Annotated in this window: 22 protein-coding genes and 1 riboswitch; of the genes, 16 read left to right on the top strand and 6 right to left on the bottom strand. The window is 74.7% G+C overall.

Going from position 1 to position 22,669, the window contains the following annotated elements:
- Positions 1–3 precede the first annotated feature (3 nt).
- The 8 genes from NR073_RS08615 to gatB all read left to right on the top strand — a co-directional run bounded on the left by NR073_RS08615 (position 4) and on the right by gatB (position 8,738).
- Entirely contained in the window at positions 4–762 is a 759-nt protein-coding gene (locus NR073_RS08615; protein ID WP_020625514.1) for a PP2C family serine/threonine-protein phosphatase, read from the top strand.
- A gap of 40 nt (positions 763–802) precedes the next feature.
- Positions 803–3,196, top strand: coding sequence for an NAD-dependent DNA ligase LigA (gene ligA, locus NR073_RS08610; protein ID WP_256748746.1), 2,394 nt, complete (start codon positions 803–805; stop codon positions 3,194–3,196).
- On the top strand, positions 3,193–4,110 hold the full coding sequence (locus NR073_RS08605; RefSeq protein WP_020625516.1) for an inositol monophosphatase family protein: 918 nt from the start codon (positions 3,193–3,195) through the stop codon (positions 4,108–4,110). The genes ligA and NR073_RS08605 overlap by 4 nt, the downstream gene beginning before the upstream one ends.
- Complete coding sequence (locus tag NR073_RS08600) at positions 4,107–4,589, top strand: hypothetical protein (protein ID WP_060973932.1); 483 nt, start codon at positions 4,107–4,109, stop codon at positions 4,587–4,589. Before NR073_RS08605 ends, NR073_RS08600 begins: the two co-directional genes overlap by 4 nt.
- The gene (locus NR073_RS08595) at positions 4,586–5,110 is read left to right on the top strand and encodes a GNAT family N-acetyltransferase (RefSeq protein WP_060973931.1); all 525 of its coding nucleotides are present in this window, start codon (positions 4,586–4,588) and stop codon (positions 5,108–5,110) included. Before NR073_RS08600 ends, NR073_RS08595 begins: the two co-directional genes overlap by 4 nt.
- 204 nt (positions 5,111–5,314) lie before the next feature.
- Positions 5,315–5,611: an Asp-tRNA(Asn)/Glu-tRNA(Gln) amidotransferase subunit GatC gene (gatC, locus tag NR073_RS08590; RefSeq protein WP_002854348.1), complete on the top strand. Its 297-nt coding sequence runs from the start codon at positions 5,315–5,317 to the stop codon at positions 5,609–5,611.
- Between the two features lie 8 nt (positions 5,612–5,619).
- Complete coding sequence (gatA, locus tag NR073_RS08585; protein ID WP_169577978.1) at positions 5,620–7,236, top strand: Asp-tRNA(Asn)/Glu-tRNA(Gln) amidotransferase subunit GatA; 1,617 nt, start codon at positions 5,620–5,622, stop codon at positions 7,234–7,236.
- Complete coding sequence (gene gatB, locus NR073_RS08580; protein ID WP_256748745.1) at positions 7,233–8,738, top strand: Asp-tRNA(Asn)/Glu-tRNA(Gln) amidotransferase subunit GatB; 1,506 nt, start codon at positions 7,233–7,235, stop codon at positions 8,736–8,738. Before gatA ends, gatB begins: the two co-directional genes overlap by 4 nt.
- 15 nt (positions 8,739–8,753) lie before the next feature.
- On the opposite strand, the gene NR073_RS08575 is transcribed toward gatB, so the two are convergent.
- Positions 8,754–9,830 (bottom strand): phosphotransferase, encoded by a 1,077-nt coding sequence (locus NR073_RS08575; RefSeq protein WP_256748744.1) that lies wholly within the window; start codon positions 9,828–9,830, stop codon positions 8,754–8,756.
- Positions 9,831–9,970: 140 nt separating this feature from the next.
- On the opposite strand from NR073_RS08575, the gene NR073_RS08570 reads away from it, so the two are divergent.
- The gene (locus NR073_RS08570; RefSeq protein WP_256748743.1) at positions 9,971–10,867 is read left to right on the top strand and encodes a CPBP family intramembrane glutamic endopeptidase; all 897 of its coding nucleotides are present in this window, start codon (positions 9,971–9,973) and stop codon (positions 10,865–10,867) included.
- Between the two features lie 18 nt (positions 10,868–10,885).
- Here NR073_RS08570 and NR073_RS08565 read toward each other — a convergent pair whose 3' ends face one another.
- Positions 10,886–11,521, bottom strand: a complete 636-nt coding sequence (locus tag NR073_RS08565) for a VOC family protein (RefSeq protein ID WP_241179311.1) — start codon at positions 11,519–11,521, stop codon at positions 10,886–10,888.
- Between the two features lie 178 nt (positions 11,522–11,699).
- A riboswitch (SAM riboswitch) is annotated at positions 11,700–11,815 on the top strand.
- Positions 11,816–11,945: 130 nt separating this feature from the next.
- Here NR073_RS08565 and NR073_RS08560 point away from each other — a divergent pair.
- Positions 11,946–13,313 carry a bifunctional o-acetylhomoserine/o-acetylserine sulfhydrylase gene (locus NR073_RS08560; RefSeq protein ID WP_256748742.1) on the top strand — a complete coding sequence of 456 codons (1,368 nt, stop codon included), beginning with the start codon at positions 11,946–11,948 and terminating at the stop codon, positions 13,311–13,313.
- The gene (locus NR073_RS08555) at positions 13,310–14,440 is read left to right on the top strand and encodes a homoserine O-acetyltransferase (RefSeq protein ID WP_256748741.1); all 1,131 of its coding nucleotides are present in this window, start codon (positions 13,310–13,312) and stop codon (positions 14,438–14,440) included. Before NR073_RS08560 ends, NR073_RS08555 begins: the two co-directional genes overlap by 4 nt.
- Before the next feature lie 75 nt (positions 14,441–14,515).
- Here NR073_RS08555 and NR073_RS08550 read toward each other — a convergent pair whose 3' ends face one another.
- Positions 14,516–15,409 carry an SGNH/GDSL hydrolase family protein gene (locus tag NR073_RS08550; RefSeq protein ID WP_256748740.1) on the bottom strand — a complete coding sequence of 298 codons (894 nt, stop codon included), beginning with the start codon at positions 15,407–15,409 and terminating at the stop codon, positions 14,516–14,518.
- A gap of 80 nt (positions 15,410–15,489) precedes the next feature.
- On the opposite strand from NR073_RS08550, the gene NR073_RS08545 reads away from it, so the two are divergent.
- On the top strand, positions 15,490–16,182 hold the full coding sequence (locus NR073_RS08545) for an alpha/beta hydrolase (protein WP_134377310.1): 693 nt from the start codon (positions 15,490–15,492) through the stop codon (positions 16,180–16,182).
- Positions 16,183–16,234: 52 nt separating this feature from the next.
- Here NR073_RS08545 and NR073_RS08540 read toward each other — a convergent pair whose 3' ends face one another.
- Positions 16,235–16,477, bottom strand: coding sequence for an RNA-binding S4 domain-containing protein (locus NR073_RS08540; protein WP_036317588.1), 243 nt, complete (start codon positions 16,475–16,477; stop codon positions 16,235–16,237).
- Positions 16,478–16,618: 141 nt separating this feature from the next.
- Between NR073_RS08540 and NR073_RS08535 the strand changes: the two genes are divergently transcribed.
- Genes NR073_RS08535 through NR073_RS08525 form a run of 3 tightly spaced genes read left to right on the top strand, consistent with a single transcriptional unit; the run spans position 16,619 to position 19,766 of the window.
- On the top strand, positions 16,619–18,001 hold the full coding sequence (locus NR073_RS08535; RefSeq protein ID WP_044659691.1) for a glycine--tRNA ligase: 1,383 nt from the start codon (positions 16,619–16,621) through the stop codon (positions 17,999–18,001).
- Positions 17,998–19,134, top strand: a complete 1,137-nt coding sequence (locus NR073_RS08530) for a GNAT family N-acetyltransferase (RefSeq protein ID WP_036317592.1) — start codon at positions 17,998–18,000, stop codon at positions 19,132–19,134. Before NR073_RS08535 ends, NR073_RS08530 begins: the two co-directional genes overlap by 4 nt.
- Positions 19,131–19,766 carry a cation transporter gene (locus NR073_RS08525; RefSeq protein WP_041103529.1) on the top strand — a complete coding sequence of 212 codons (636 nt, stop codon included), beginning with the start codon at positions 19,131–19,133 and terminating at the stop codon, positions 19,764–19,766. Before NR073_RS08530 ends, NR073_RS08525 begins: the two co-directional genes overlap by 4 nt.
- Before the next feature lie 7 nt (positions 19,767–19,773).
- Here NR073_RS08525 and NR073_RS08520 read toward each other — a convergent pair whose 3' ends face one another.
- Positions 19,774–21,087, bottom strand: coding sequence for an MFS transporter (locus NR073_RS08520; protein WP_095353461.1), 1,314 nt, complete (start codon positions 21,085–21,087; stop codon positions 19,774–19,776).
- Positions 21,084–22,106, bottom strand: coding sequence for an LLM class flavin-dependent oxidoreductase (locus NR073_RS08515; protein WP_020628395.1), 1,023 nt, complete (start codon positions 22,104–22,106; stop codon positions 21,084–21,086). Before NR073_RS08515 ends, NR073_RS08520 begins: the two co-directional genes overlap by 4 nt.
- 139 nt (positions 22,107–22,245) lie before the next feature.
- Here NR073_RS08515 and NR073_RS08510 point away from each other — a divergent pair, with 139 nt between their 5' ends.
- Positions 22,246–22,662 (top strand): ankyrin repeat domain-containing protein, encoded by a 417-nt coding sequence (locus NR073_RS08510; RefSeq protein WP_095353462.1) that lies wholly within the window; start codon positions 22,246–22,248, stop codon positions 22,660–22,662.
- Positions 22,663–22,669: the final 7 nt, after the last annotated feature.

Below are 22,669 nucleotides of genomic sequence, written 5' to 3'. Positions count from 1 at the left end.
CCCGTGGACCCCCGCCCCGAGACCCCGTCCGCGCCGCGGCCCCAGGCCGCGGGCGCCACCCACGTGGGCGCCGTCCGCGACCTGAACGAGGACGCGTGGACCCTCGTCGGGGAGCCGCTGGTGCTCGCCGCCGTGGCCGACGGCATGGGCGGGCACGAGGCCGGCGAGGTGGCCTCGGCCGCCGCGATCGAGACCCTGCGCCGCCGCGCCCCCGAGGTGCTCGCCCCGGGCACGGCCCACACGCCCCAGGAGCTCGGCCACCTGATCCACGAGGCGGACGCCGCCGTCGTCGAGGCCGGGCTGGGGCGCTCCGGCACCACCCTGACCGTCCTGGCCTGCCTGGACACGGAGCGCGGCCGCTGGGCCGTGGCGAACGTCGGCGACTCCCGGGTGTACCTGCGGCCCGTCGGCTCGCCGGTGCTCCAGCAGCTCACGGTGGACCACTCGGCGGTCCAGATGCTCGTCGACGCGGGGGAGCTCACCCCCGCCGAAGCCCGCGTCCACCCGCGCCGCAACGTCATCACCCGCGCGCTCGGCTCGCGCGAGGCGCTCACGGTGGACGTGGCCGAGGTCCCCCTCGCCTCCGGGGACCTCGTCCTGCTGTGCAGCGACGGCCTGACCGGCGAGCTGCTGGACGAGGAGATCCGCGCGCTGATCGACGACGCCGACACCCTCGAGGACGCCCTCGAGAAGCTCATCGGCGCCGCCCTGTGGCGCGGCGGCCGGGACAACATCACGGCGGTGCTCGTGCGCATCCCCTGACCCGGGTGCGCCGTCCGGGACGCCGACTACGCTGGGCCGGGTGAGCACCCCCAAGGAATCCGCCGCCCAGCCCGATCCGCAGGACATCCCCGCCGCGGACCTGCGGGAGGAGTACGAGGACCTCGTGGAGCGGGTCCGCGCCGCCCGGACCGCCTACTACCAGCGGGACGCCCCGGAGATCTCGGACGCCGAGTACGACGCGCTGTACCGCCGCCTCGAGGACCTCGAGGCCCTGCACCCCGAGCTCGTGGCCAACGACTCGCCCACCCAGGAGGTCGGCGGCGAGGTCTCGGAGGCGTTCGCCCCCGTCCGGCACGGGGCCCGCATGTACTCGCTCGAGGACCTGTTCTCCATCGAGGAGCTCGAGGTCTGGTTCCGCCGCGCGGCGCAGGCCCTGACGCAGGTGCGACCGGGCGTGGCGCCCCGCTGGCTCGTGGAGGTGAAGATCGACGGGCTCGCCGTCGCCCTGCGCTACCGGGACGGGCGGCTCGTGCAGGCCGCCACCCGCGGCGACGGCGTCACGGGCGAGGACGTCACCGCCAACGTGCGCACCATCGGGGACATCCCGCACGAGCTCTCCGGCGAGGGCTGGCCCGCCGAGTTCGAGGTGCGCGGCGAGGTGTTCATGTCCTCCGCCGCCTTCGCCGAGCTCAACGCGCGCCGTGCCGAGGAGGGTCAGACGCCGTTCGCGAACCCGCGCAACGCCGCCGCCGGCGCCCTGCGTCAGAAGGACCCGGCCGTCACCGCGCAGCGCCCGCTGGCCATGTTCGTGCACGGCATCGGCTCGGTCGAGGCGTTCGGACTGGAGTCCCAGCACGAGGTGTACTACGCGCTCGCGGGCTGGGGCCTGCCCGTGAGCCCCTACACCCGCGTGGTGGAGGGTGCGGACGAGGAGGCGTTGGCCGCCGTCGTCGCGGTGATCGAGGAGTACGGCCGGCGCCGGCACGAGCTGATCCACGAGATCGACGGCATCGTGGTGAAGGCGGACGCGTTCGCGGACCAGCGCTACCTCGGCCACACCTCCCGCGTGCCCCGCTGGGCGGCGGCGTACAAGTACCCGCCGGAGGAGGTGCACACGCTGCTGCGGGACATCGCGGTCTCGGTGGGCCGCACCGGTCGGGTGACCCCGTTCGCGGTGTTGGAGCCGGTCACCGTGGCCGGGTCCACCGTCTCTCTGGCCACCCTGCACAACCAGGACGTGGTCAAGGCCAAGGGCGTGCTGATCGGGGACACCGTGGTGGTGCGCAAGGCCGGGGACGTGATCCCCGAGGTCGTGGGCCCCGTGCTGCCGCTGCGCGAGAAGGCGATCGAGGCGGGCCGGGAGCTGCGCGAGTTCGTCATGCCCGCGCACTGCCCCTCGTGCGGCACGCCGCTGGCCCCGGCCAAGGAGGGGGACGTGGACCTGCGCTGCCCCAACGCCCGCTCCTGCCCGGCCCAGCTGGCCGGCCGCGTCGAGCACCTGGCCAGCCGCGGCGCCTTCGACGTGGAGGCGCTCGGCGAGGAGGCCGCCCGCTGGCTCGTCCAGGGCCCCGGCGAGGACCCGGCCGAGCACGAGGGGCAGGTGCGCCCCGAGGGTCCCGGCCCCATCACGGCGGAGGCGCAGATCTTCGACCTCGCCTCCGGCACGCCGGAGGAGATCACGGGCCCCCGCGGCGAGGACGGGCTGACGGACCTGCAGCGCTCCCTCGGCGAGGTCCGCGTGTGGCGCGAGGGCCGTACGAAGGTGGACGGCCGCATGGTGCCCTCGGGCGTGTTCACGCTCAAGCCGTACTTCTTCACCGCCGGCACCGCGAAGAAGCCGTCCGCGCCCACGGCCAACACGCTCCGCCTGTTCGACGAGCTCGAGAAGGCCAAGTCCCAGCCGCTGTGGCGCACCCTCGTGGCGCTGTCCATCCGGCACGTGGGCCCGACGGCGGCCCGCTCGCTGGCCACGGCGTTCGGCTCGATGGCGGCGCTGCGCGCGGCGGCCGAGGCCGGCGACCGGGACCGGCTGGCCGAGATCGACGGCGTCGGTCCGATCATCGCGGACGCGCTCATCGAGTGGTTCGCCGAGGACTGGCACCGGGAGATCGTGGACCGCTGGGCCGCGGCGGGTGTGGCCATGGAGGACGAGCAGGACGAGTCCACCCCGCGCACGCTCGAGGGCCTGACCGTGGTGGTCACCGGCTCGCTCGAGGGCTTCTCCCGCGACTCCGCGAAGGAGGCGATCCTCGTGCGCGGCGGCAGGGCCTCCGGGTCCGTGTCCAAGAAGACCGACTTCCTGGTGGCCGGCGAGGCCGCCGGCTCCAAGCTGGACAAGGCGCAGTCCCTCGGCGTGCCCGTGCTGGACGAGGCCGGGTTCACGGCGCTGCTGGCCGGTGGCCCGGACGCCGTGCGCCCGGCGGGCACGGACGACGCCACCGACGACGCCGCAGAGGGGGAGGCCTCGGCATGAGCGCGCGCACCACGGTCCCGGGCCTGCTCGTGGTCGCCAAGGCCGCCGCGCGCGCCGGCGCGGACGTCCTGGCCCGGCGCTGGACCGGTCACCACCCGGCCGTCCCGCTGGGCATCGAGGAGATCGGCGCGCAGACGAAGTCCTCCGGCTCCGACTGGGTCACCGACTACGACCGCCGCGCCGAGCAGGCCGTCCGGGAGGTCGTCGCCGGCTACCGCCCCTCGGACGAGATCACCGGCGAGGAGTACGGCGCCACCCGTCCGGCCGAGCCGTCCGGGTACCGCTGGTCCATCGACCCGCTGGATGGCACCACGAACTTCGTGCGCGGGCTTCCGCAGTTCTGCACCTCGGTGGCCGTCACCGGCCCGGTGGACGCCGAGACCGCCGACCTGCTGGGGGTGGCCGAGGGCACCGAACGCTGGCTGGCCGGCGTCGTGGCGGCGCCCGCGCTGGGGCGCACCTGGTACGCGAGCGCGGGCCGGGGCGCCTTCAGCACCGCGGACGCGACGACGGCGGGCGTGGACCTGCCCGACCGCGATGCCGCCCCCGTGCGGCTCACCGGTCCCCTGCCCGGACGCTCGGGGCGACTGCTCGCCACCGGCTTCGGCTACGACCCCGCCCGCCGGGCCCTGCAGGTGCGGGCGCTCGCGGCCCTGCTGCCCGCGTTCGGGGACGTGCGACGGATCGGCTCGGCGGCGCTGGACCTGTGCATGGTCGCCGACGGCACCCTGGACGCGTACGCCGAGTTCGGCACGCAGGAGTACGACTGGGCCGCCGGCGCGTTGGTGGCGGAGGAGGCCGGCGTCGCGGTGACGCGGCCCGCCTCGGCGGACGGCACGGCACATCCTGACTGGATGGTGGCCGGCGACGTGGACGGGTCCGCCCTGGCCGCCGTGACGGGGGAGAGGGCATGAGGCGGATCGTCGGAGACCCGTGGTTCTACCCGGTCCTGTTCGTGGCCGGCGGACTGACGTTCATGATCGCGGGGACGCGCCTGCAGCAGGTCGGCATGATCGTGGCCGGGCTCGTCCTGGCCGGCTACGCGGTCACGTACCGGTGGGCGGTCCGGGTCCGCTCGCGGCCGTTCGCCGGCGCGCAGGCGCACGTCGAGCGCGGCGGCGTCGTCGTGTTCTGGCGGCCGGGCTGTTCGTTCACGAGGCGGCTGGTCACGGAACTGACGGCGCAGGAGCGGGAGCGCGCCTACTGGGTGAACATCTGGCAGGAGCCGGCGGCCGCGACGTTCCTCGCGGGGCTGCACGAGGCGCGCGACGGCCACCCCCACCAGGCCGTGCCCACCGCCTGGCTGCGCCGGCGCGACTACGTCGTGGCCACGGACGCGACCCGCGCCCGCCTGAAGGACACGCTGCGCCAGCACGCCGGAGGCGACGCATGAGCGCCCTCGTCCGCCCGCTGCGCCCCGAGGACCACGAGGCGGTCGCCGAGCTCACCCTGGCGTCCTATGTCGACGGCGGCCACATCGCCCCCGACGACGCCTACGTGAAGACCCTCATGGACGTGGCCGACCGGGCCGGCCGCGCGGAGGTGCTCGTGGCCGAGGTCGACGGCGAGGTGGCCGGGTCAGTGGTGCTCACCCCGCCCGGCTCGCCCCTGGCCGAGACCTCCGGCGACGGGGAGTACGAGTTCCGCATGCTCGCCGTGCACCCGCGGTTCCACCGCCGCGGGGTGGGCGGCGCCCTGCTGGCCGAGATCGTGGCGCGGGCCCGCGCCGAGAAGGGCGTGGACGCCGTCGTGCTGACCACCATGCCCTCCATGACCGGCGCCCACCGGATGTACGAGCGCGCCGGCTTCGTGCGCGTCCCGGAGCGGGACTGGTTCCTCGCGGACGTGGTGCCGGACCTCGACCCGGCCGACGAGACCGGCCCGTTCCTCGTCTACCGGCTCGCGCTGGACTGACCCCGGGCGGGACATCGGCACCGGGACCCCATTCGGGGCGGGAAATCCCTGTCATGCGGGCCCGGAGCGCCGCGGTGGGGTGGATCTCCCGCCTCGAAGCGGTGGCGGCGGCCGTCCAGGCCCCGGCACTAGACTCGACCCCGATGTGGCCGCCGCCGCGCCGGCGTCGTCCACCCCGCCCCGACCCGTCACACGAGGAGATCCATGCCTGAGATCACCCGGGATCAGGTGGAGCATCTGGCTCGCCTGGCCCACATCCGGATGACCGACGAGGAGCTGGACACGATGTCCGGCGACCTGGAGAAGATCCTGGAGCACGTCTCCGCGGTCCAGGCCGCCGCGGGCGACGACGTGACGCCGACGTCCCACCCCATCGCGTTGGAGAACGTGTTCCGCGAGGATGTGCCCGCCGGCATGCTCACGCAGGAGGAGGCCCTCGACCAGGCGCCGGACTCCGAGGACGGCCAGTTCAAGGTCCCCGCCATCCTGGACGGAGAGTGATCACCCCCATGACCGAGACGTTCGACGTGAACGCGACCCTCGGCGCCGACGAGCTCGTCCGGCTCACCGCGCTGCAGATGGCCGAGCGCCTGCGCGCCGGCACCACCACGTCCGTGGAGCTCGTCCAGGCCCACCTGGACCGCATCGCGGCCCACGACGGCGACGTGCGCGCCGACGCCGACGGCGACCGCGGCGTGCGCGCCTACCTCCACGTGAACACGGACGAGGCCCTCGCCGTCGCCGCCGAGGTGGACGCGATCCGTGCCGCCGGCGGCCCCGAGGCCGACGCCCTGCACCCGCTGGCCGGCGTGCCCGTGGCCGTGAAGGACAACATCGTCACGCGCGGACAGCCGACCACGGCCGCCTCCCGCATGCTCGAGGGCTGGCTCAGCCCGTACGACGCCACGGTGGTGGCCCGCCTCCGCGAGGCCCGCCTGCCGATCCTCGGCAAGACCAACCTCGACGAGTTCGCGATGGGCGGCTCCACCGAGCACTCCGCGTTCGGCATCACCCGCAACCCGTGGGACGGGGACCGCGTGCCCGGCGGCTCGGGCGGCGGGTCGGCGGCCGCCGTCGCCGCCTTCCTGGCCCCCTTCGCCCTCGGCTCGGACACCGGCGGCTCCGTCCGCGAGCCCGCCGCGTTCACCGGCACGGTCGGCGTGAAGCCCACCTACGGCGCCGTCTCCCGCTACGGCCTCATCGCCATGGCCTCCTCGCTGGACCAGATCGGCCCCGCCGCCCGCACCGTGGCCGACGCCGCGGCGCTGCAGCAGGTCATCGCCGGCCACGACCCGCAGGACTCCACGTCCCTGGCTGACGCGCCGGCGGACCTGACCGGCGCGGCCCGCGGCCGCGACCTGGCGGGGCTGCGCGTCGGCGTCGTGACGGACCTGCCGGCGGACGCGTTCCACCCGGGCATCCGGGCCGGCTTCGACGAGCACGTCGCAGCCCTGCGTGAGGCCGGCGCGGAGATCGTGGAGGTCTCCTGCCCGAGCTTCGACGCCGCCCTCGGGGCGTACTACCTGATCATGCCCTCGGAGGCGTCCTCCAACCTGGCCCGCTTCGACGGCGTCCGCTACGGCCACCGCGTGGTGCCCGACGGCGGCGGCACGATCGAGCAGGTCATGGGCGCCACCCGCGCCGCCGGGTTCGGCGCCGAGGTCAAGCGCCGCATCATCCTGGGCACCTACGCGCTGTCCGCCGGCTACTACGACGCCTACTACGGCTCCGCGCAGAAGGTCCGCACGCTCGTGCAGGAGGACTTCGCCCGCGCCTTCGAGCAGGTGGACGTCATCCTCACGCCCACCGCGCCGACCCCGGCGTTCGAGCTGGGCGCCAAGACGGACGACCCGATGACCATGTACGTCAACGACCTGGCCACCATCCCGGCCAACCTCGCCGGCATCCCGGGCATGTCCGTGCCGGGCGGCGTCGTCGACGGGCTGCCCTACGGCCTGCAGCTGATGGCACCGGCGCGCGAGGACGCGCGCCTGTACGAGGCCGGCGCCGCGCTCGAGCGCCTCGTCGGGGAGCGCCGGGGCGGGCCGGTGTGGGCCGAGGCCCCCGAGCTGGAGAAGGGCGCGCAGCGCGCCACCACCGCGACCACGGCAGGAGGCCGGGCATGAGCCACGCAGAGCAGACCATGGACTTCGCGGAGGCGATGGAGCGCTTCGACCCCGTGCTGGGCTTCGAGGTGCACGTGGAGCTGAACACCGCCACGAAGATCTTCTCCTCCGCGCCCAACGCGTTCGGCGACGAGCCGAACACGAACGTGACCCCGCTCGACCTCGGCCTGCCCGGCACCCTGCCGGTGCTCAACCGCGAGGTCGTGGAGTACGCGATCCGCCTGGGCGTGGCCCTGGACGCGCAGGTCGCCGAGACCTGCCGGTTCGCGCGGAAGAACTACTTCTACCCGGACACGCCGAAGAACTTCCAGACCTCGCAGTACGACGAGCCGATCGTCTTCGACGGCCACCTGGACGTCGAGCTGGAGGACGGTGAGGTCTTCCGCGTGGAGATCGAGCGCGCGCACCTCGAGGACGACGCCGGCAAGCTCACCCACGTGGGCGGCTCCGGGCGGATCCAGGGCGCCTCCGCGTCCCTCGTCGACTACAACCGTGCGGGCGTGCCGCTCATCGAGATCGTCACCAAGCCGATCGTCGGCGCCGGCGCACGGGCCCCCGAGCTGGCCCGCGCCTACGTCACCGCGATCCGGGACATCGTGCAGGCCATCGACATCTCCGACGCGCGGATGGAGCGCGGCAACGTCCGCTGCGACGCGAACGTCTCGCTGATGCCCAAGGGCGCCACCGAGTTCGGCACCCGCACCGAGACGAAGAACGTGAACTCCACGCGCGCCGTGCAGCACGCGGTCACCCACGAGATCCAGCGCCAGGCCGCGGTGCTCGCCGCGGGCGGCACCGTGACGCAGGAGACCCGCCACTGGCACGAGGACACCCGCAGCACCACCTCGGGCCGCCCGAAGTCGGACGCGGACGACTACCGGTACTTCCCGGAGCCGGACCTCGTGCCGGTGCACGTGGACGCCGCGTGGGTCGAGCGCGTGCGCGCGGCCATGCCCGAGCTGCCGGCCGTGCGGAACAAGCGGCTCAAGGCCGAGTGGGGCTTCGCGGACGAGGAGTTCCGCGACGTCGTCAACGCCGGCGTGCTGGACGAGATCGTCGCGACCGTGGAGGCCGGCGCCTCCGCGGCGGCCGCCCGCAAGTGGTGGATGGGCGAGATCGCCCGCCTGGCGAACGTCCGCGAGGTCGCCGTCGCCGAGCTGGGGATCACCCCGGCGCACGTGGTGGAGGTCGAGGAGCTGATCGCCGCGAAGACGATCAACGACAAGATCGCCAAGCAGGTGCTCGGCCTGGTGGCCGACGGCGAGGGCGCCCCGAAGGAGGTCGTCGCGGCGAAGGGCCTGGCCGTGGTGTCCGACGACGGCGCGCTCACCGAGGCCGTCGACGCCGCGATCGCCGCCAACCCGGACGTGGCCGAGAAGATCAAGGGCGGCAAGATGGCCGCCGTCGGCGCCCTGATCGGCCCGGTCATGAAGGCCACCCGCGGGCAGGCCGACGCCGGCCGCGTCCGCGAGATCGTCCTGGAGCGCCTGGGCCTGTCCTGACGACCGCGCGGGCCCTCAGCCGTCCAGCGCGGTGAGGGCCCGCGCCACGCGAGGCAGGGTCTTGCGCAGCAGGCGCCGCCAGGACCCCGCGGCCAGCCCGCCGACGATCGCGTCCCGGGCCGCCGCGTCGTCGAGCGTCTCCAGGGCCATCGCCCCGAGCCACACGCGGGCCCGCCGCGCCTCGGCCGCGTCCCGGGCCAGGTCGGGCACCTTGTCCTCGCCGTGCCACAGCGCCAGGTAGGCGACGTTGAGGGCGGGGTCCCACGCGCACGCGAGGTCCCAGTCCAGCACCCCGGCCAGCGTCCAGCGCAGCGGGGCGCGCGGGTCCTCGTCCTCGGGCACGGCACGCCAGCGCATGTTGTGCCCGGCCAGGTCGCCGTGCACCAGCGACGGCGGCACGGGCGGCGCGGCGGTCCACGCCGTCACCGCGTCCGTGAGGGCGGCCACCGCGTCCGGCCACGCCTCGGCGCCCAGCCGCGCGTCGACGTCGTGCCCCTCCCACGCGCCCAGGCGCGCGGCCACCGTCTCTGGAAGCGCCGCGACGTGCCGGGCGCGCTCCGACGTCCACGGGCCGCGGAAGGCGAACGGGCGGCCGAGGTGCGGGACGATCCGCGGGTCGGTGACGTCCACGGCGGCGAGGTCGTCGAGGACGCCGCGCAGCACGGCCGGATCGCCCTCGTGCGGCGGGTGCGGCCCGCCCGGGAGGAAGCGCTGCAGCACCGCGGCGCCCGGGCCCGCGGGGACGGGGTCCGAGAGGGCGACCGGCACGGCCCACGGCACGTGGAGTTCGGCCAGGGCCGCGGCGAGCCCGTCGAGGAGGGCCAGGCGCCGGGGCAGGTGCGCCGCGGGATCCCGCTCGGGCGCCCACCGCGCGGCCGGGGCGGCGCCGACCTCGTGGGCCCGCGTCATCCGGAGGACGCCGACGTCCTCGAGCACGAGCACGCGGTGGAACTGCCCGCCCTCCTCCACGGACGCCGCGGCCCAGTCGGCTGTGCGGAGCCGGCGGGCGAGGGCGGGGTCGAGACCGGGGCGGAGGTGCTGCAGGGCGCGGTGGACCAGCTCGAGCTCGCTGGGGGCAGGCGGGGAGACCACACGACCACGCTAACCCTCCCTCCGCCCTCCCGGACTTTCGAACGTGACATCGGGGGAATGGGGACTTTCGAACGGGAGATGGGCCCCACTTCACGTTCGAAAGCGCCCGGGGGAGAGGGGGCGGGCGGATACTGGAGGGCATGCCCGCCACCCCGCGCACATCCCGCAGTCCGGCCGGTCCGGCCGCCCGACCCGCCCCCGCGCTGCCCGCCCCCTCGGCGCGCACGGTGCGGTGGGAGATCGCGATCGTCCTCGGCCTCTCCCTGGGGAAGTCGGCGGTCTACGCGATCGTCCAGCTCATCGACAAGGCCACCCAGGCCCCGCTGGGGGAGCAGACCACCGTCCTCAACCCGGCCCTGGCCGACCGCTGGGCCTTCGACCTGACCTATCAGCTGCTCGGCATCGGGTTCGCGCTCGTGCCGGTGGCCCTCGTGCTGCACCTGATGCACCTGCGCGGCCGGGACCCGTTCCGGGTGCTCGGCCTCGACCTGCGCCGCCCCGGCCGCGACCTGGCCTGGGGCCTGGGCCTGTTCGCGGCCATCGGGCTGGGCACGCTCGGCGTCTACGCCGCCGGCCGGGCCCTGGGGATCACGACGGCGATCGTCGGCTCGGCGCTCGGGGAGAGCTGGTATCAGGTGCCGGTCCTGCTGCTCTCCGCGCTGCGGCACGGACTGCTGGAGGAGGTCATCGTGGGCGCCTGGCTCGTCGACCGGCTCGGGTATCTGCAGCGGCTGCGCGACGCGGGCCTGGCGCGCGATCCGGCGCCGGCCGTGCCGTCGTCGTGGGTGAGCGCCGAGGGGCTGTACCTGCCGACCCGCGCTGCCGTCGTGGTGCTCGCCCTCGCGCTGCTGCGCGGGGCGTACCACCTGTACCAGGGGATCGGGCCGGGCGTGGGCAACGCCCTGATGGGCGTGGTGTTCGCGCTCGTGTTCCTGCGGGTGCGCCGGGTGATGCCGCTGGTCATCGCGCACGCGCTGCTGGACGCCGTCGGGTTCGTCGGCTACCCGCTGCTGGCGCGGGCGGGGCTGCTCGGCTGAGCGGCCCCGCCCCCGCGCTCAGAGCGTGATCTCGCCCTTCGGGGTGCGGAAGGTGACCGAGACGATGCCCGGGGTGCCGGAGGGCGCGACGTACTCGATGTCCACGTCCTGGACCTGGCCGTCCTCGTCGTCGCCGAGCCACTCGGCGAGGCGCTCGGGGGAGCCGGCGATGTTCAGGTGCTCGATGGTGGCCTGCGGCTCGGCCGCCTGCGAGGGGTGCATGTCCTCCTGGCCGTCGGCCCAGCGCAGGATGTACGGCAGCTGCGGGTCCGCGAGGGTGCCCTTGATGCCGATCTGCCGCCAGGACAGCTCGCGGCCGTCCGGGAAGCGACGGTTGCCGGGGACGGCCTCGCGGCCGAGGCGGCGCTCGAACCGGCCGATGTCCGGGGTGGCCACGGCCCAGCTCATCCAGCCGCCGCCCTGTTCGGTGCGGGCGCGCACGAGCTGGCCGAACGGCGCGCTGAGGGAGGCCGGGTGGTCCAGGGCCTCGACGACCTCCAGATACTGCCCCTCCGTCATGGGGAAGAGCGCGTTCTGGGTGCCGAAACGTGGGTGGACACCGCCCTTGATCCGCTCGATGCCCAGCGTCTCGGCGATGCGGGCGACCGTGGCGTCCAGGCCCTCGGGGCCGGCGGCGTAGGACACGTGGTCCATGCGACAGGTGTGCACTGCGCTGTTCCTCTCCGTTCCCGGGCTGCCCCGGGGGTTGACCTGGTGCGAGTCGGGGGGCGTCGAGCCCTTGACGGGTCGGGCGCCCCCGTGCGGAGAGCGTATCCGCGTGTGACACGCGTGACGAAATCGTGGCGGGGCGGCGGGCTACACTCGGAGACACGGTCACGAGAGTCAGCAACAGGCCCCGGCATGCTGACCGGCAACCCTCCTTCCGCGGTGGGGTGCCCCGGGTGACGACCAGGCCGGCCCCACAACGGTTGCCGGCAAGCGCGGGCCGATCCCACGGCCCCTCTCGACGGCGCCGGGTCATCTCCGGCACCTCGACGACGCCGGTTCCCGGATCGGCACGTCGGCCGGCGGGCGGGGCGGACGGGTCCGGCCCCTGAACCCTTCAGGAGGGTCCGCCATGACCGACCAGCCCACCCCGACCCCCGACGCCTGGGGCTTCTCCACCGCGCAGGTCCACGCGGGCGTCGCCGCCGGCCAGCACGCCTTCGGTGCGACCGCCCTGCCGATCTTCCAGACCACCTCGTACGACTTCCCGTCCGCCCAGGTGGCCGCGGACCGGTTCGCGCTCAAGGACCTCGACCCGCTCTACACCCGCATCGGCAACCCGACGCAGGGCCCGGTGGAGGAGAAGATCGCCGCGCTCGAGGGCGGTGTGGGCGCGCTGCTGCTGGCCTCCGGTCAGGCGGCGACGACGTTCGCGATCCTCAACCTCGCCGGCGCCGGCGACCACGTGGTCGCCTCGGCCAGCCTCTACGGCGGCACGCAGAACCTGTTCAAGCACACCCTCGCCAAGGTCGGCGTCGAGACGACGTTCGTGACCGACCCGGACGACATCGAGTCCTGGCGCGCCGCCGTCCGGCCGAACACCAAGGCGTTCTTCGGCGAGACCCTCGGCAACCCGCGCGGCGACGTCCTGGACGTGCGCGCCGTCGCCGACGCCGCCCACGAGGCCGGCGTGCCGCTGATCGTGGACAACACGCTGGCCACCCCGTACCTGCTGCGGCCGATCGAGCACGGCGCCGACGTCGTCACCCACTCCGCCACGAAGTACCTCGGCGGGCACGCCGCGGTCATCGCGGGCGTGATCGTCGACGCCGGCACGTTCGACTACGCGCAGCACGCCGAGCGGTTCCCCGGCTTCAACGAGCCGGACGAGTCGTACCACGGCCTCGTCTACGCGCGGGACCTCGGGGTGGGCTCGCCGCTCGGCGCGAACCTGGCCTTCATCCTCAAGGCGCGGGTGCAGCTGCTGCGCGACTACGGCTCGGCGATCTCCCCGTTCAACGCGTTCCTGGTGAACCTCGGCCTGGAGACCCTGTCCCTGCGCATGGAGCGGCAGGTGGCCAACGCGGCCGCGGTGGCGCGCTGGCTGGAGGGCCGCGACGACGTCGAGCACGTGGTCTACGCCGGCCTGGAGTCCAGCCCGTGGCACGAGCGGGCCCAGCGCTACCTGCCGAAGGGCGCGGGCGCGTTCGTCTCCTTCGAGATCGCGGGCGGCCGCGAGGCCGGGGCCGCGTTCGTGGACGGGCTCACCCTGCACCACCACGTGGCCAACATCGGCGACGTCCGCTCGCTCGTGGTGCACCCGGCCTCCACCACCCACGCCCAGCTCACCGACGACGAGCAGCGCGCCGCGGGCGTCACCCCCGGCCTGGTGCGGCTCTCGCTCGGCGTGGAGGACATCGAGGACATTCTCGCCGACCTCGAGCGCGGCTTCGCGGCCGCCGCCCGCCGCGGCGACGACGACGCGGGGGATCAGGCATGACCGCCGTCGCCACGCGTCCGTCGCGCACCGCGCTGCCCCGCGGCGGCCGCCACCGCCTGCGGGTCGGCGAGCTGCGCACCGAGACCGGCGGGCTGCTGCCCGACGTCGAGCTGGCCTACGAGACCTGGGGCACCCTCGCCGCCGACGGCTCCAACGCCGTGCTCGTGCTGCACGCCCTCACCGGCGACGCGCACGTGGCCGCGCACGAGCAGGACCCGACGCCGGGCTGGTGGGACGCCCTCGTCGGCCCGGGCCGCGCCGTGGACACGGACCGGTGGTTCGTGGTCGCCCCCGCCATGATCGGCGGCTGCCACGGCTCCACCGGGCCCTCGACGCCGGCCTCCGACGGGCGGCCCTGGGGCTCCCGGTTCCCGTTCCTCACGCTGCGGGACGCGGTCGAGGCCGAGCGGCGCCTGGCCGACCACCTCGGGATCGGCGCCTGGCACGCCGTGATCGGCGGATCGATGGGCGGGGCCCGCGCCCTCGAGTGGGCCGCGACCCACCCCGCGCGCGTCGCCGGGGTGGGTGTGCTGGCCGCCACCGCGGCCTCCTCCGCCGACCAGATCGCGTGGGGGCAGGCGCAGACCGCGGCCATCCGCCTCGACCCGGACTTCCAGGGCGGCGACTACTACCCCGGCCCCGGCCCCGTGGCCGGCCTGGGCATCGCCCGGCGCATCGCCCACACCACCTACCGCACGGCCGGCGAGCTCGGCCAGCGGTTCGGCCGGGAACCGCAGGGCGTCGAGGACCCGTTCGGCGCCGTCGTCGGGGTGCCGGGCGGGCGCGGGCGCTACGCCGTGGAGTCCTACCTGGACCACCAGGCGGCCAAGCTCGCCGACCGGTTCGACGCGAACTCCTACCTCGTGGTCACCGAGGCCCTCATGGGCCACGACGTCGGGCGCGGGCGCGGCGGCGTGGCGGCGGCGCTCGCGGACTACCGCGGCCGGGCGTTCGTGGCCGCCGTCGACTCGGACCGGCTCTACCTGCCGGCCGAGTCCGAGGCGCTCGCGGCGGCGCTGCCCGCGCGGCCGCCGGTGCACACGATCGCCTCGCCCATCGGCCACGACGGCTTCCTCACCGAATACGGTCAGGTGGCCGACACGCTGAAGCGCACCCTCGCCCTCTGAACTTTCGTTCGGAAAACGGCGGCGTGTCGCGGCACTGTCGTTCGAGAAACGGCCACCGGCCCCCGCCGGCCGGGCTCAGGGCTCGACGATGTCCAGCGGCTCGGTGTGGTCCGAGCCCTGCGGCATCGGCGCCCCGAAGAGCGGCTCGGGGACGGGGCGCTTGGCCGTGACGCCGTCGCCGGAGGAGACGCCGCGGAGGCGGCGGACCACCCACGGCGCCAGGTGCGTGCGCACCCACGCCGCGTCCGACGCGCGGGCCTCGCGCCACGTGCGCGGCGCCGGCGGGGCCAGGCGCAGGTGCTCGAGGCCGTGCTCCACGCCGAGGGTGTCCAGCACCATCGCGGCGATCGTGTGGTGGCCGAGCGCGGAGAAGTGCAGGCGGTCCTCGGCCCACATCTCCCGCCGGGCGAGGTCCTTGAGCGACCACATATCCGGCACCAGCGCGTCGTGCCGCAGGGCGATGGTGCGCACGTTCTCGTTGTAGATCGCCACGGTGCCGCGGATGCGGCCGATGACGGGCGTGCCCTTCACGTCGGTCGCGTTGAACAGCAGCACGGTGGCGCCGTCGGAGGCCAGACGCTCGACGACGGCGTCCAGCCGGACCGCGATCTCGTCCGGGTCCGCGCCGCGCAGGATGTCGTTGCCGCCCGCACACACGCTGATGAGGTCCGGCCGCAGGGCGAGCGCCGGCTCCACCTGGTCCTCGGCGATCTGGTCCAGCAGCTTCCCGCGGACCGCCAGGTTGGCGTAGGCCAGGTCCTCGCCGGGCGGCGTCAGGCGGGAGAGCTCCTCGGCCAGGCGGTCGGCCCAGCCGCGGTGGTAGCCGGGACGGTCCGGGTCCGGGTCGCCGATGCCCTCGGAGAACGAGTCCCCGATGGCGACGTAGCGGCGCCAGGGATGGGCGGCGGGGTCGTCGACCGGGGTCGCGTCGGAGGCGTGCGGAGGCTGAGAGGAGGATGGGTTACCCACGGGTAGGATTCTGCCCGCGTCGCGCGGGAGGGGTCAACCTCCGGGAGGGGCCGACCGCGCCGCTCGCTAGGCTGGCGGACGTGAACGCGAACCCCACCCCCGCCGTCGAGCCCGTCGTCCGCTGGTCCCGCCCCGAGGGCGAGCGCACCGAGGACCTGCTGATCGTCCTGCACGGCTACGGCGCGAACGAGGACGACCTGTTCGGCCTCGTCCCGCACCTGCCCGAGCACGTCACGGTGGCCGCCGTGCGCGCGCCCCTGCCCCTGCAGCCGGGCTCCCACGCCTGGTTCCCGCTCTCCCAAGACCCGGTCACGGGGGAGCTGGGCTCCACCGCCGAGCCGGTCCGCGAGGCCGTCAAGGCCCTGCACGCCTGGGTGCAGGCCGTGCGCGGGGACTTCCGCACCGTCTCCCTGCTCGGCTTCTCACAGGGCATGGCCATGGCCACGTCGCTGCTGCGCCTGGACCCGGAGGCCTACGCGTGCACCGTGGCGCTGTCCGGCTTCGTGGTGGACCCGCAGCTCGCGGAGCCGCAGCTGCGTGAGCTGTTCACCCGCGACGACGACGTCGCCCGCGTCCGACCGAAGGTCTTCTGGGGCCGCGGCCAGGAGGACCCGATCATCTCCGAGCCCCGGGTCGAGGAGACCCATGCCTGGCTGAACGCCCACGTGGACCTCATGAAGATCGTCTACGCCGGGCTCGGCCACGCGATCAACGAGCAGGAGCTGGGCCACGTGAAGGAGTACCTCGCCCACATGGTGCCGCCCCGCGGCTGACGCACCGGACACGCTCGACGACGGCGCCGCGGCCGCCCGACGGGGCGTCGGCTCAGGCCTGCCCGGCCTGGACGACGAACGCCTCGCCGGCGAACTCGACGACGTCCCCGTCGTGCAGCTGGGCGCCGCGGCGCGTCTCCACCGCGCCGTTGACGGTGACGAGCCCGTCGGTGACGACGTCGCGGGCCATGGCCCCGTCCTCCACGAGGGAGGCGAGCTTGAGCGCCTGGCCGAGGCGGATGGACTCGTCACGGATGGGCAGGGGCTGGGCGTCGGGTGCGTTCGTCTCGGTCATGGTGTCCATCATGGCCGGTAGGCTGGACGGGATCGACCGGCGCGCCGCGCCGGAACGGGCCCGCCGCGTCGGAGGCGGCCGGGTGCCGTCGTCGTCGTGATCCCCTCCCGCCCCGCCGATGAGTACGGAAGTGATGCCCCCATGGCTGCCAAGTCCCCGCTGGACAACGTCATCAACCTCGCCAAGCGCCGAGGCTTCGTGTTCCAGGCCGGTGAGATCTACGGCGGTTCGCGCTCCGCGTGGGACTACGGGCCCCTGGGTGTGGAGCTGAAGGAGAACATCAAGGCCGAGTGGTGGAAGACCTTCGTGCGCTCCCGTGAGGACATGGTGGGCCTGGACTCCTCCATCATCCTGCCGCGCGCGGTGTGGGAGGCCTCCGGCCACGTCGAGACCTTCACCGACCCGCTCGTGGAGTGCACCCAGTGCCACAGGCGCCACCGCCAGGACCACCTGCTCGAGGCGTTCGAGGCCAAGAAGGGCCGGCCGGCCGAGGGCATGGCCGAGATCGTGTGCCCGGACTGCGGCACCCAGGGCGCCTGGACCGAACCGCAGCTGTTCTCGGGCCTGGTCAAGACCTACCTCGGCCCCGTGGACAACGAGGAGGGCCTGCACTACATGCGCCCGGAGACGGCGCAGGGCATCTTCGTGAACTTCCTCAACGTTCTGGGCGCGGCCCGGAAGAAGCCGCCGTTCGGCATCGGCCAGATCGGCAAGGCGTTCCGCAACGAGATCACCCCGGGCAACTTCATCTTCCGCACCCGTGAGTTCGAGCAGATGGAGATCGAGTACTTCGTGCCGCCGGCCGAGGCGGGCCAGCACTTCGACCGCTGGGTCGAGGACTGCTGGGACTGGTTCATCGACCTCGGCATCGACCCCGCGCACCTGCGCAAGTTCGACGTCCCCGCGGACGAGCGGGCGCACTACTCGGACGCCACGATCGACCTCGAGTACGACTTCGGCTTCACCGGCGGCGACGGCTGGGGCGAGCTGATGGGCATCGCGAACCGCACCGACTACGACCTGGGCCGGCACACCGAGCACTCGGGCACCAAGATGCAGTACTTCGACCAGGCCAACAACGAGCACTACACCCCGTACGTGATCGAGCCGTCCTTCGGCCTGACCCGCGCCATGATGGCGTTCCTCGTGGACGCCTATGCCGAGGACGAGGCCCCGAACGCCAAGGGCGGGGTGGACGTGCGCACCGTGCTCAAGCTGGACCCGCGCCTGGCCCCGGTCAAGGCCGCCGTGCTCCCGCTGTCCAAGAAGCCCGAGCTGCAGCCGGCCACCCAGTCCCTCGCCGCGGAGCTGCGCGGCCTGTGGAACATCGAGACGGACGACTCCGGCGCGATCGGCCGTCGCTACCGCCGCCAGGACGAGATCGGCACCCCGTTCTGCATCACCGTGGACTTCGACACCCTCGAGGACCAGGCCGTGACCATCCGCGAGCGGGACACCATGGCCCAGGAGCGCGTGGCGCTGTCCCAGGTGAAGTCCTACCTGCTGGAGCGCCTGGTCAAGTGAGCGGGGACGTGACGGGAGCGGCCGGGGCCGCGGGACACGACGACGGCGGCGCGCTGTTCGACTCCGCCGCGGTCGCCGGCGGGGAGATCGTGCTGCGTCCCTGGCGGCCCGGGGACGACCTGGCCCTGCTCGAGGTGTGGGGTGACCCGGCCAACGCGCAGCAGCACCAGGACCGGGCGATGCTCGCCGAGGACGCGGAACGGCCCTGGCGCCGCGCGCTCGTGGCCGAGGCCGCCGGGGTGCCGGTGGCGGCCGGCGTCGTCTATGCCTCGTCCGTGCACCCGCGGCGGCTGTGGCTGTACGTCGAGACCGCGGCTGCCGAGCGGCGCCGGGGCATCGGCCGGGCGCTCGTGGCGGCCCTGCGGGGGCTCGCCGCGGAGGCGCACGCCGCCGGCGCCATCCCGACGACGGCTCTGAAGGCTCGGTTCGCCAAGGACGCCCTGGTGCCCGGAGTGGCCGGCGCCGACCCGCAGACCGAGGCCGACGGTGCGACGGGCCGCCCGCCCGTGGACACGGAGGCCGTGCGGTCCCAGACCGCCGCACTGGCCGCCGGCACCGAGGCGTTCCTCGTGGCCCAGGGCTTCACCCCCGTGCAGCGCTCCCGCCGCGTCGCGATCGCCCCGGGGGCCATCGGCCTGCCGGATGTGCGCGGGGAGGAGCACCCGGACGGCGTGGTCCTCGAGGAGGCCTCGACCGGCTCCGTCGAGCTGACGCAGGCGGTCGCCGCGTTCTATGACGCCGTGCACGCGTGGGACCCGTCGACCCTGAGCGTCGGGGCCGCCCAGCAGCTGCTGCTGGGCCCGGCCACCGGGGCCGCGGGCGCCGTCGTGCTCCGCGACGCGCCGAAGGCCGAGGGCGGGCGCATCCGCGCGTTCGCGGTGTCCTACACCCCGGAGCGCCAGGACGCGCCGGCCGATGTGCTCGTGGGCTGGGATCCGGAGCTGGGGGAGGAGGACGCGCTGCAGGCCGTGGCCGACCTGCTCGCCCTGCTCGTGGCCCAGTACCCCGTGCAGATCGAGGTGGACGAGGCGATGGCCCCGCTGGAGCGGATCGTGGACGGGCTCATCGGCGGCAACGCGGCGCGGACGCTGGTGGACACGTACGTGTTCGTGGACGACGCGCCGGGCGCGTGAACCGGGCGGCCGTAGCGGACCGCCGGCGCACCCGCACCCTGCGGGGCACCGTCCTGGCGGTGGCCCTGCTCAACGGCGCCTACCTGGTGGTCGAGATCATCCTGGCGGTGGGGATCGGCTCGGTGGCCCTCGTGGCGGACTCCGTCGACTTCTTCGAGGACTTCGCCGTCAACCTGCTGATCTTCGTGGCGCTCGGGTGGACGGCGGCCCGGCAGGCGGTCATCGGCAAGGTCATGGCCGGGATCATCGTGCTGCCGGCCGTGGCGGCGCTCGTCATGGCGGCCACGAAGATCGGCGACCCCGAGCCGCCGGCCGCGGGCGTGCTGCTGGGGGCGGCCGTCGGCTCGCTCCTCGTGAACATCGTGTGCGTGGTCCTGCTGGCCCGCGTCCGCGTCGACGGCGGCTCCCTCACCCGGGCGGCCTGGCTCGCGGCGCGCAACGACCTCGTGGCCGGCGTCGTGCTGATCGCCCTGTCCGGGATCACGGTGCTGACGGCGTCGGGCTGGGCGGACATCATCGTGGGCGTGCTTCTCGTGCTGCTCAACGGCTCCGCCGCCAAGGAGATCTGGGAGGCCGCGACCGAGGAGCACCTGGCGGCCCAGGCCCTCGCCGGCGAGGTCGACGACGACTGAGCGGTTCCTACGGGGCGGCGGGCAGCCGGGCGGCGAGCACCGCCCCGACGGCGGCCAGGCCCAGGAACACCGTCAGCGCCGGTGCAAGACCGACGGCGCCGGCCAGCGCCCCGACCGCCGGGCTGAGCCCAACCCCGGCCAGCCGCATGCACCAGCTCGTCACCGCCAGCCCGGTCTGCGGCCGGAGCCCGGGCGCCTCGTCGCCGAGCGCATAGGCCACGGGCACCACCACGGCGCAGCCGAGCCCCGCCAGGGCCAGCCCCGCGAACGCGGCAGGCACGGCCACCGGCTCGGGCAGCGGCGCCAGGGCCAGCCCCAGCCCCACGACGACGGCGCCCAGCCCCGCCGTCAGCGCCCCGCGGCGTCCCAGGGCGGTGAGGGTTCGGTCGCCCGCGAGGCGTCCGACGAACTGCGCGCCCAGCAGCGTCGACGCGCCGAGCACCGCCGCGGCCGGATCCAGGCCGCGCTCCGTGATCAGGAACAGGGTGGCCCACGCGTTGCCGAACTCCTCCACGCCGAACCCGGCCATCGCGATCACCACGGCGGGGACGAGCACGGCCACGGCGGCGCGGCGGGGGAGGGCTTGGGCGGCCGGGGCAGGCGGCGTGGACGTCTCCGACGGTGCGGGTGACTGATCCGCGGCGCCGCGGGCGGACGCCGAGTCCACGGGAGCCTCCGCCAGGAACAGGCGCCGGACCCCCAGCAGCACCGCGACGCACACGGCGCCGTTGAGCCCCAGGTGCAGGGCCGCGGGGCCGCCCACGGTGATGACCGCCGCACCGAGCCCGGCACCGGCGGCCGCCCCGAGGCTCCAGCCGGCGTGCATGGTCGTGAGCACGGGCCGGGCCAGCCGGGCCTGCACCTGCAGGCCCTGCGCGTTCTGGGCGGTGTCCACGACGGCGTCGAGCACCCCCGAGGCCAGGACGAGGCCCGCGAAGACCCACAGCGGCCAGGCCGCGGCCGTGCCCGCACCGTGCCCGGCCCCCGCACCCGCCCCGGCGACGTCGAGGACGAGACCGGCCGCCGTCGTGAGCAGGGCGATGGCCACGCTGCCGGCGAGCATGACGCGTCGGGCGCCGAACCGGCGCAGGATCGGCGCGGGCAGGGGCCCGGCGAGCGTGCCGCCCACGGCGAGCGCGATGACGAGCAGGCCGAACGCGGCCGGGTCCAGGCCGAACGCGGCCTTGGCCTCCGGGTAGTGCGGGATGAGCGCGCCGAGCAGGGCGCCGTTCGTCGCGAAGGCGGCGGTGACGGCCCAGCGCGCGCGACGGGCTCGGGTGAACCCGTCGGCGGCCGGAACGTGCGGCGCGGCCTGGCTCATGCATCCCAGCCGAGCAGGCGCCAGACCTCCGCCCAGCCGGCGAAGATCTTCGCGTTGTACTCGACCCCGAGCTGGTTGGGGTTGGCGAACAGGACCCAGTCGGCGGCGGCGACGGCGTCGTCGGCGGCGAGCTTCTCCGCGACCTCCTCGGCGGACCCGGCATAGGTCGGGCCGGAGCGGGCGGCGCCGCCCTCGAGCATGCCGGAGGAGTCGCGCGAGGCCCGCTCCCGGCCGAAGTACAGCTCGTCCTCCCGGTCCTGGATGACGAACGCGGAGCGCGTGACCGCCGTGCGGCCCGGACCGGCGTGGCCGGCCGCGGCGAAGGCCTCCCGGTAGCGCGCGATCTGGTCGGCCTGCTGGACGTGGAAGGGGCGGCCGTCGTCCTGCAGGAGCAGGGTGGAGGAGAGCATGTTGTAGCCGTCCGTGGCGGCGCCGGCCACCGAGCCCACGGAGCCGGACCCCCACCAGATGCGGTCCGCGAGCCCGGGGGAGTGCGGCTCGATCCGCAGCGGCTGCGAGCTGTGCGCCCAGCCGGAGGTGAGGTCCGGCGTTGCGATGCCCTCGCCGCGCACGGCCGAGAGGAACCGGCGTCCGCGCTCTCGGGTCACGTCGGCCCAGGTCTGCCCCTCGTCGAGGGCGTAGCCGAACTGCGCCTGGCCGTCGAGGGCGGCCTCGGGTGAGCCGCGGGAGACGCCGAGCTCGAGCCGGCCGCCGGAGATGAGGTCCGTGGTGGCCGCGGCCTCGGCCATGTACAGGGGGTTCTCATACCGCAGGTCGATCACGCCGGTGCCGAGGCTGATCCGCTCGGTGCGGGCGGCCATCGCGGCGAGGATCGGGAACGGCGAGGAGAACATCCGCTGGAAGTGGTGGACGCGGAGCCAGGCGCCGTCGAGTCCGGCGTCCTCGGCGGCCACGGCCATGGCGACGACGTCGTCGAGGGCCTGCCGCGCGTCCGGTTCGGCGCCGGGACGGTGGATCCAGTGGCCGAAGTTGAGGAAGCCGAGGTGCTTGCGGGTCATGCCGGGTGCAACCGCGGGGCGGGCGGGGCTGTTCCCGGTGCTCGTCTGACCGCCGGCCGGCGACATCACCTGCGGGCAGACCCGCGGAGATGTCGCTGCGGAGCGGTCGATCGTCGCGGCGTCCGCCATACTGGCGGGCATGAGTGAGCAGTGGAGCGAGAAGGACATCGAGCTGGCGAACCGGCTCTTCGACATGGCGCGGGACGGGGACACGGCCCAGCTGAAGGCATACCTGGACGCCGGGGTGAGCACGCGCCTGCGCAACCACGCGGGCGACTCCTTCCTCACGCTCGCCGCCTATCACCAGCACCCGGACACGGTGGCGATGCTGATCGAGGCCGGCGCCGAGATCGAGCACGCCAACGATCGCGGCCAGCGCGCCCTGACCTGCGCCACGTTCAAGCGGGATGTCGCCTCGATGCGGCATCTGCTGGCTGCCGGGGCGGACCCGGACGCGGGCACCCCCTCGGCGCGCCAGACCGCTCAGATGTTCGCCGGTGCGGACCTGCTGGCGGTGCTCGACGGCGAGGACGCGGCGCCGGCGTCGGAGGCCTGACCCGCCG

This window comes from Micrococcus sp. Mcc28 (assembly GCF_024519775.1).
In the GTDB taxonomy this organism is placed as follows: domain Bacteria; phylum Actinomycetota; class Actinomycetes; order Actinomycetales; family Micrococcaceae; genus Micrococcus; species Micrococcus luteus.
The sequence above is the reverse complement of the archived record's forward strand: the minus strand, read 5'-3'. Positions and strand labels throughout refer to the sequence as shown.

Bases quoted from the DNA above. Each gene is read 5' to 3' on its own strand.
- NR073_RS08555 (WP_256748741.1), top strand. From the start codon at position 13,310: ATGACCGCCGTCGCCACGCGTCCGTCGCGCACCGCGCTGCCCCGCGGC.
- NR073_RS08540 (WP_036317588.1), bottom strand. From the start codon at position 16,477: ATGACCGAGACGAACGCACCCGACGCCCAGCCCCTGCCCATCCGTGAC.
- NR073_RS08515 (WP_020628395.1), bottom strand. From the start codon at position 22,106: ATGACCCGCAAGCACCTCGGCTTCCTCAACTTCGGCCACTGGATCCAC.
- gatA (WP_169577978.1), top strand. From the start codon at position 5,620: ATGACCGAGACGTTCGACGTGAACGCGACCCTCGGCGCCGACGAGCTC.
- NR073_RS08535 (WP_044659691.1), top strand. From the start codon at position 16,619: ATGGCTGCCAAGTCCCCGCTGGACAACGTCATCAACCTCGCCAAGCGC.
- NR073_RS08595 (WP_060973931.1), top strand. From the start codon at position 4,586: ATGAGCGCCCTCGTCCGCCCGCTGCGCCCCGAGGACCACGAGGCGGTC.
- NR073_RS08600 (WP_060973932.1), top strand. From the start codon at position 4,107: ATGAGGCGGATCGTCGGAGACCCGTGGTTCTACCCGGTCCTGTTCGTG.
- NR073_RS08560 (WP_256748742.1), top strand. From the start codon at position 11,946: ATGACCGACCAGCCCACCCCGACCCCCGACGCCTGGGGCTTCTCCACC.
- NR073_RS08570 (WP_256748743.1), top strand. From the start codon at position 9,971: ATGCCCGCCACCCCGCGCACATCCCGCAGTCCGGCCGGTCCGGCCGCC.
- NR073_RS08510 (WP_095353462.1), top strand. From the start codon at position 22,246: ATGAGTGAGCAGTGGAGCGAGAAGGACATCGAGCTGGCGAACCGGCTC.
- NR073_RS08605 (WP_020625516.1), top strand. From the start codon at position 3,193: ATGAGCGCGCGCACCACGGTCCCGGGCCTGCTCGTGGTCGCCAAGGCC.
- gatC (WP_002854348.1), top strand. From the start codon at position 5,315: ATGCCTGAGATCACCCGGGATCAGGTGGAGCATCTGGCTCGCCTGGCC.
- NR073_RS08520 (WP_095353461.1), bottom strand. From the start codon at position 21,087: ATGAGCCAGGCCGCGCCGCACGTTCCGGCCGCCGACGGGTTCACCCGA.
- gatB (WP_256748745.1), top strand. From the start codon at position 7,233: ATGAGCCACGCAGAGCAGACCATGGACTTCGCGGAGGCGATGGAGCGC.
- NR073_RS08565 (WP_241179311.1), bottom strand. From the start codon at position 11,521: ATGGACCACGTGTCCTACGCCGCCGGCCCCGAGGGCCTGGACGCCACG.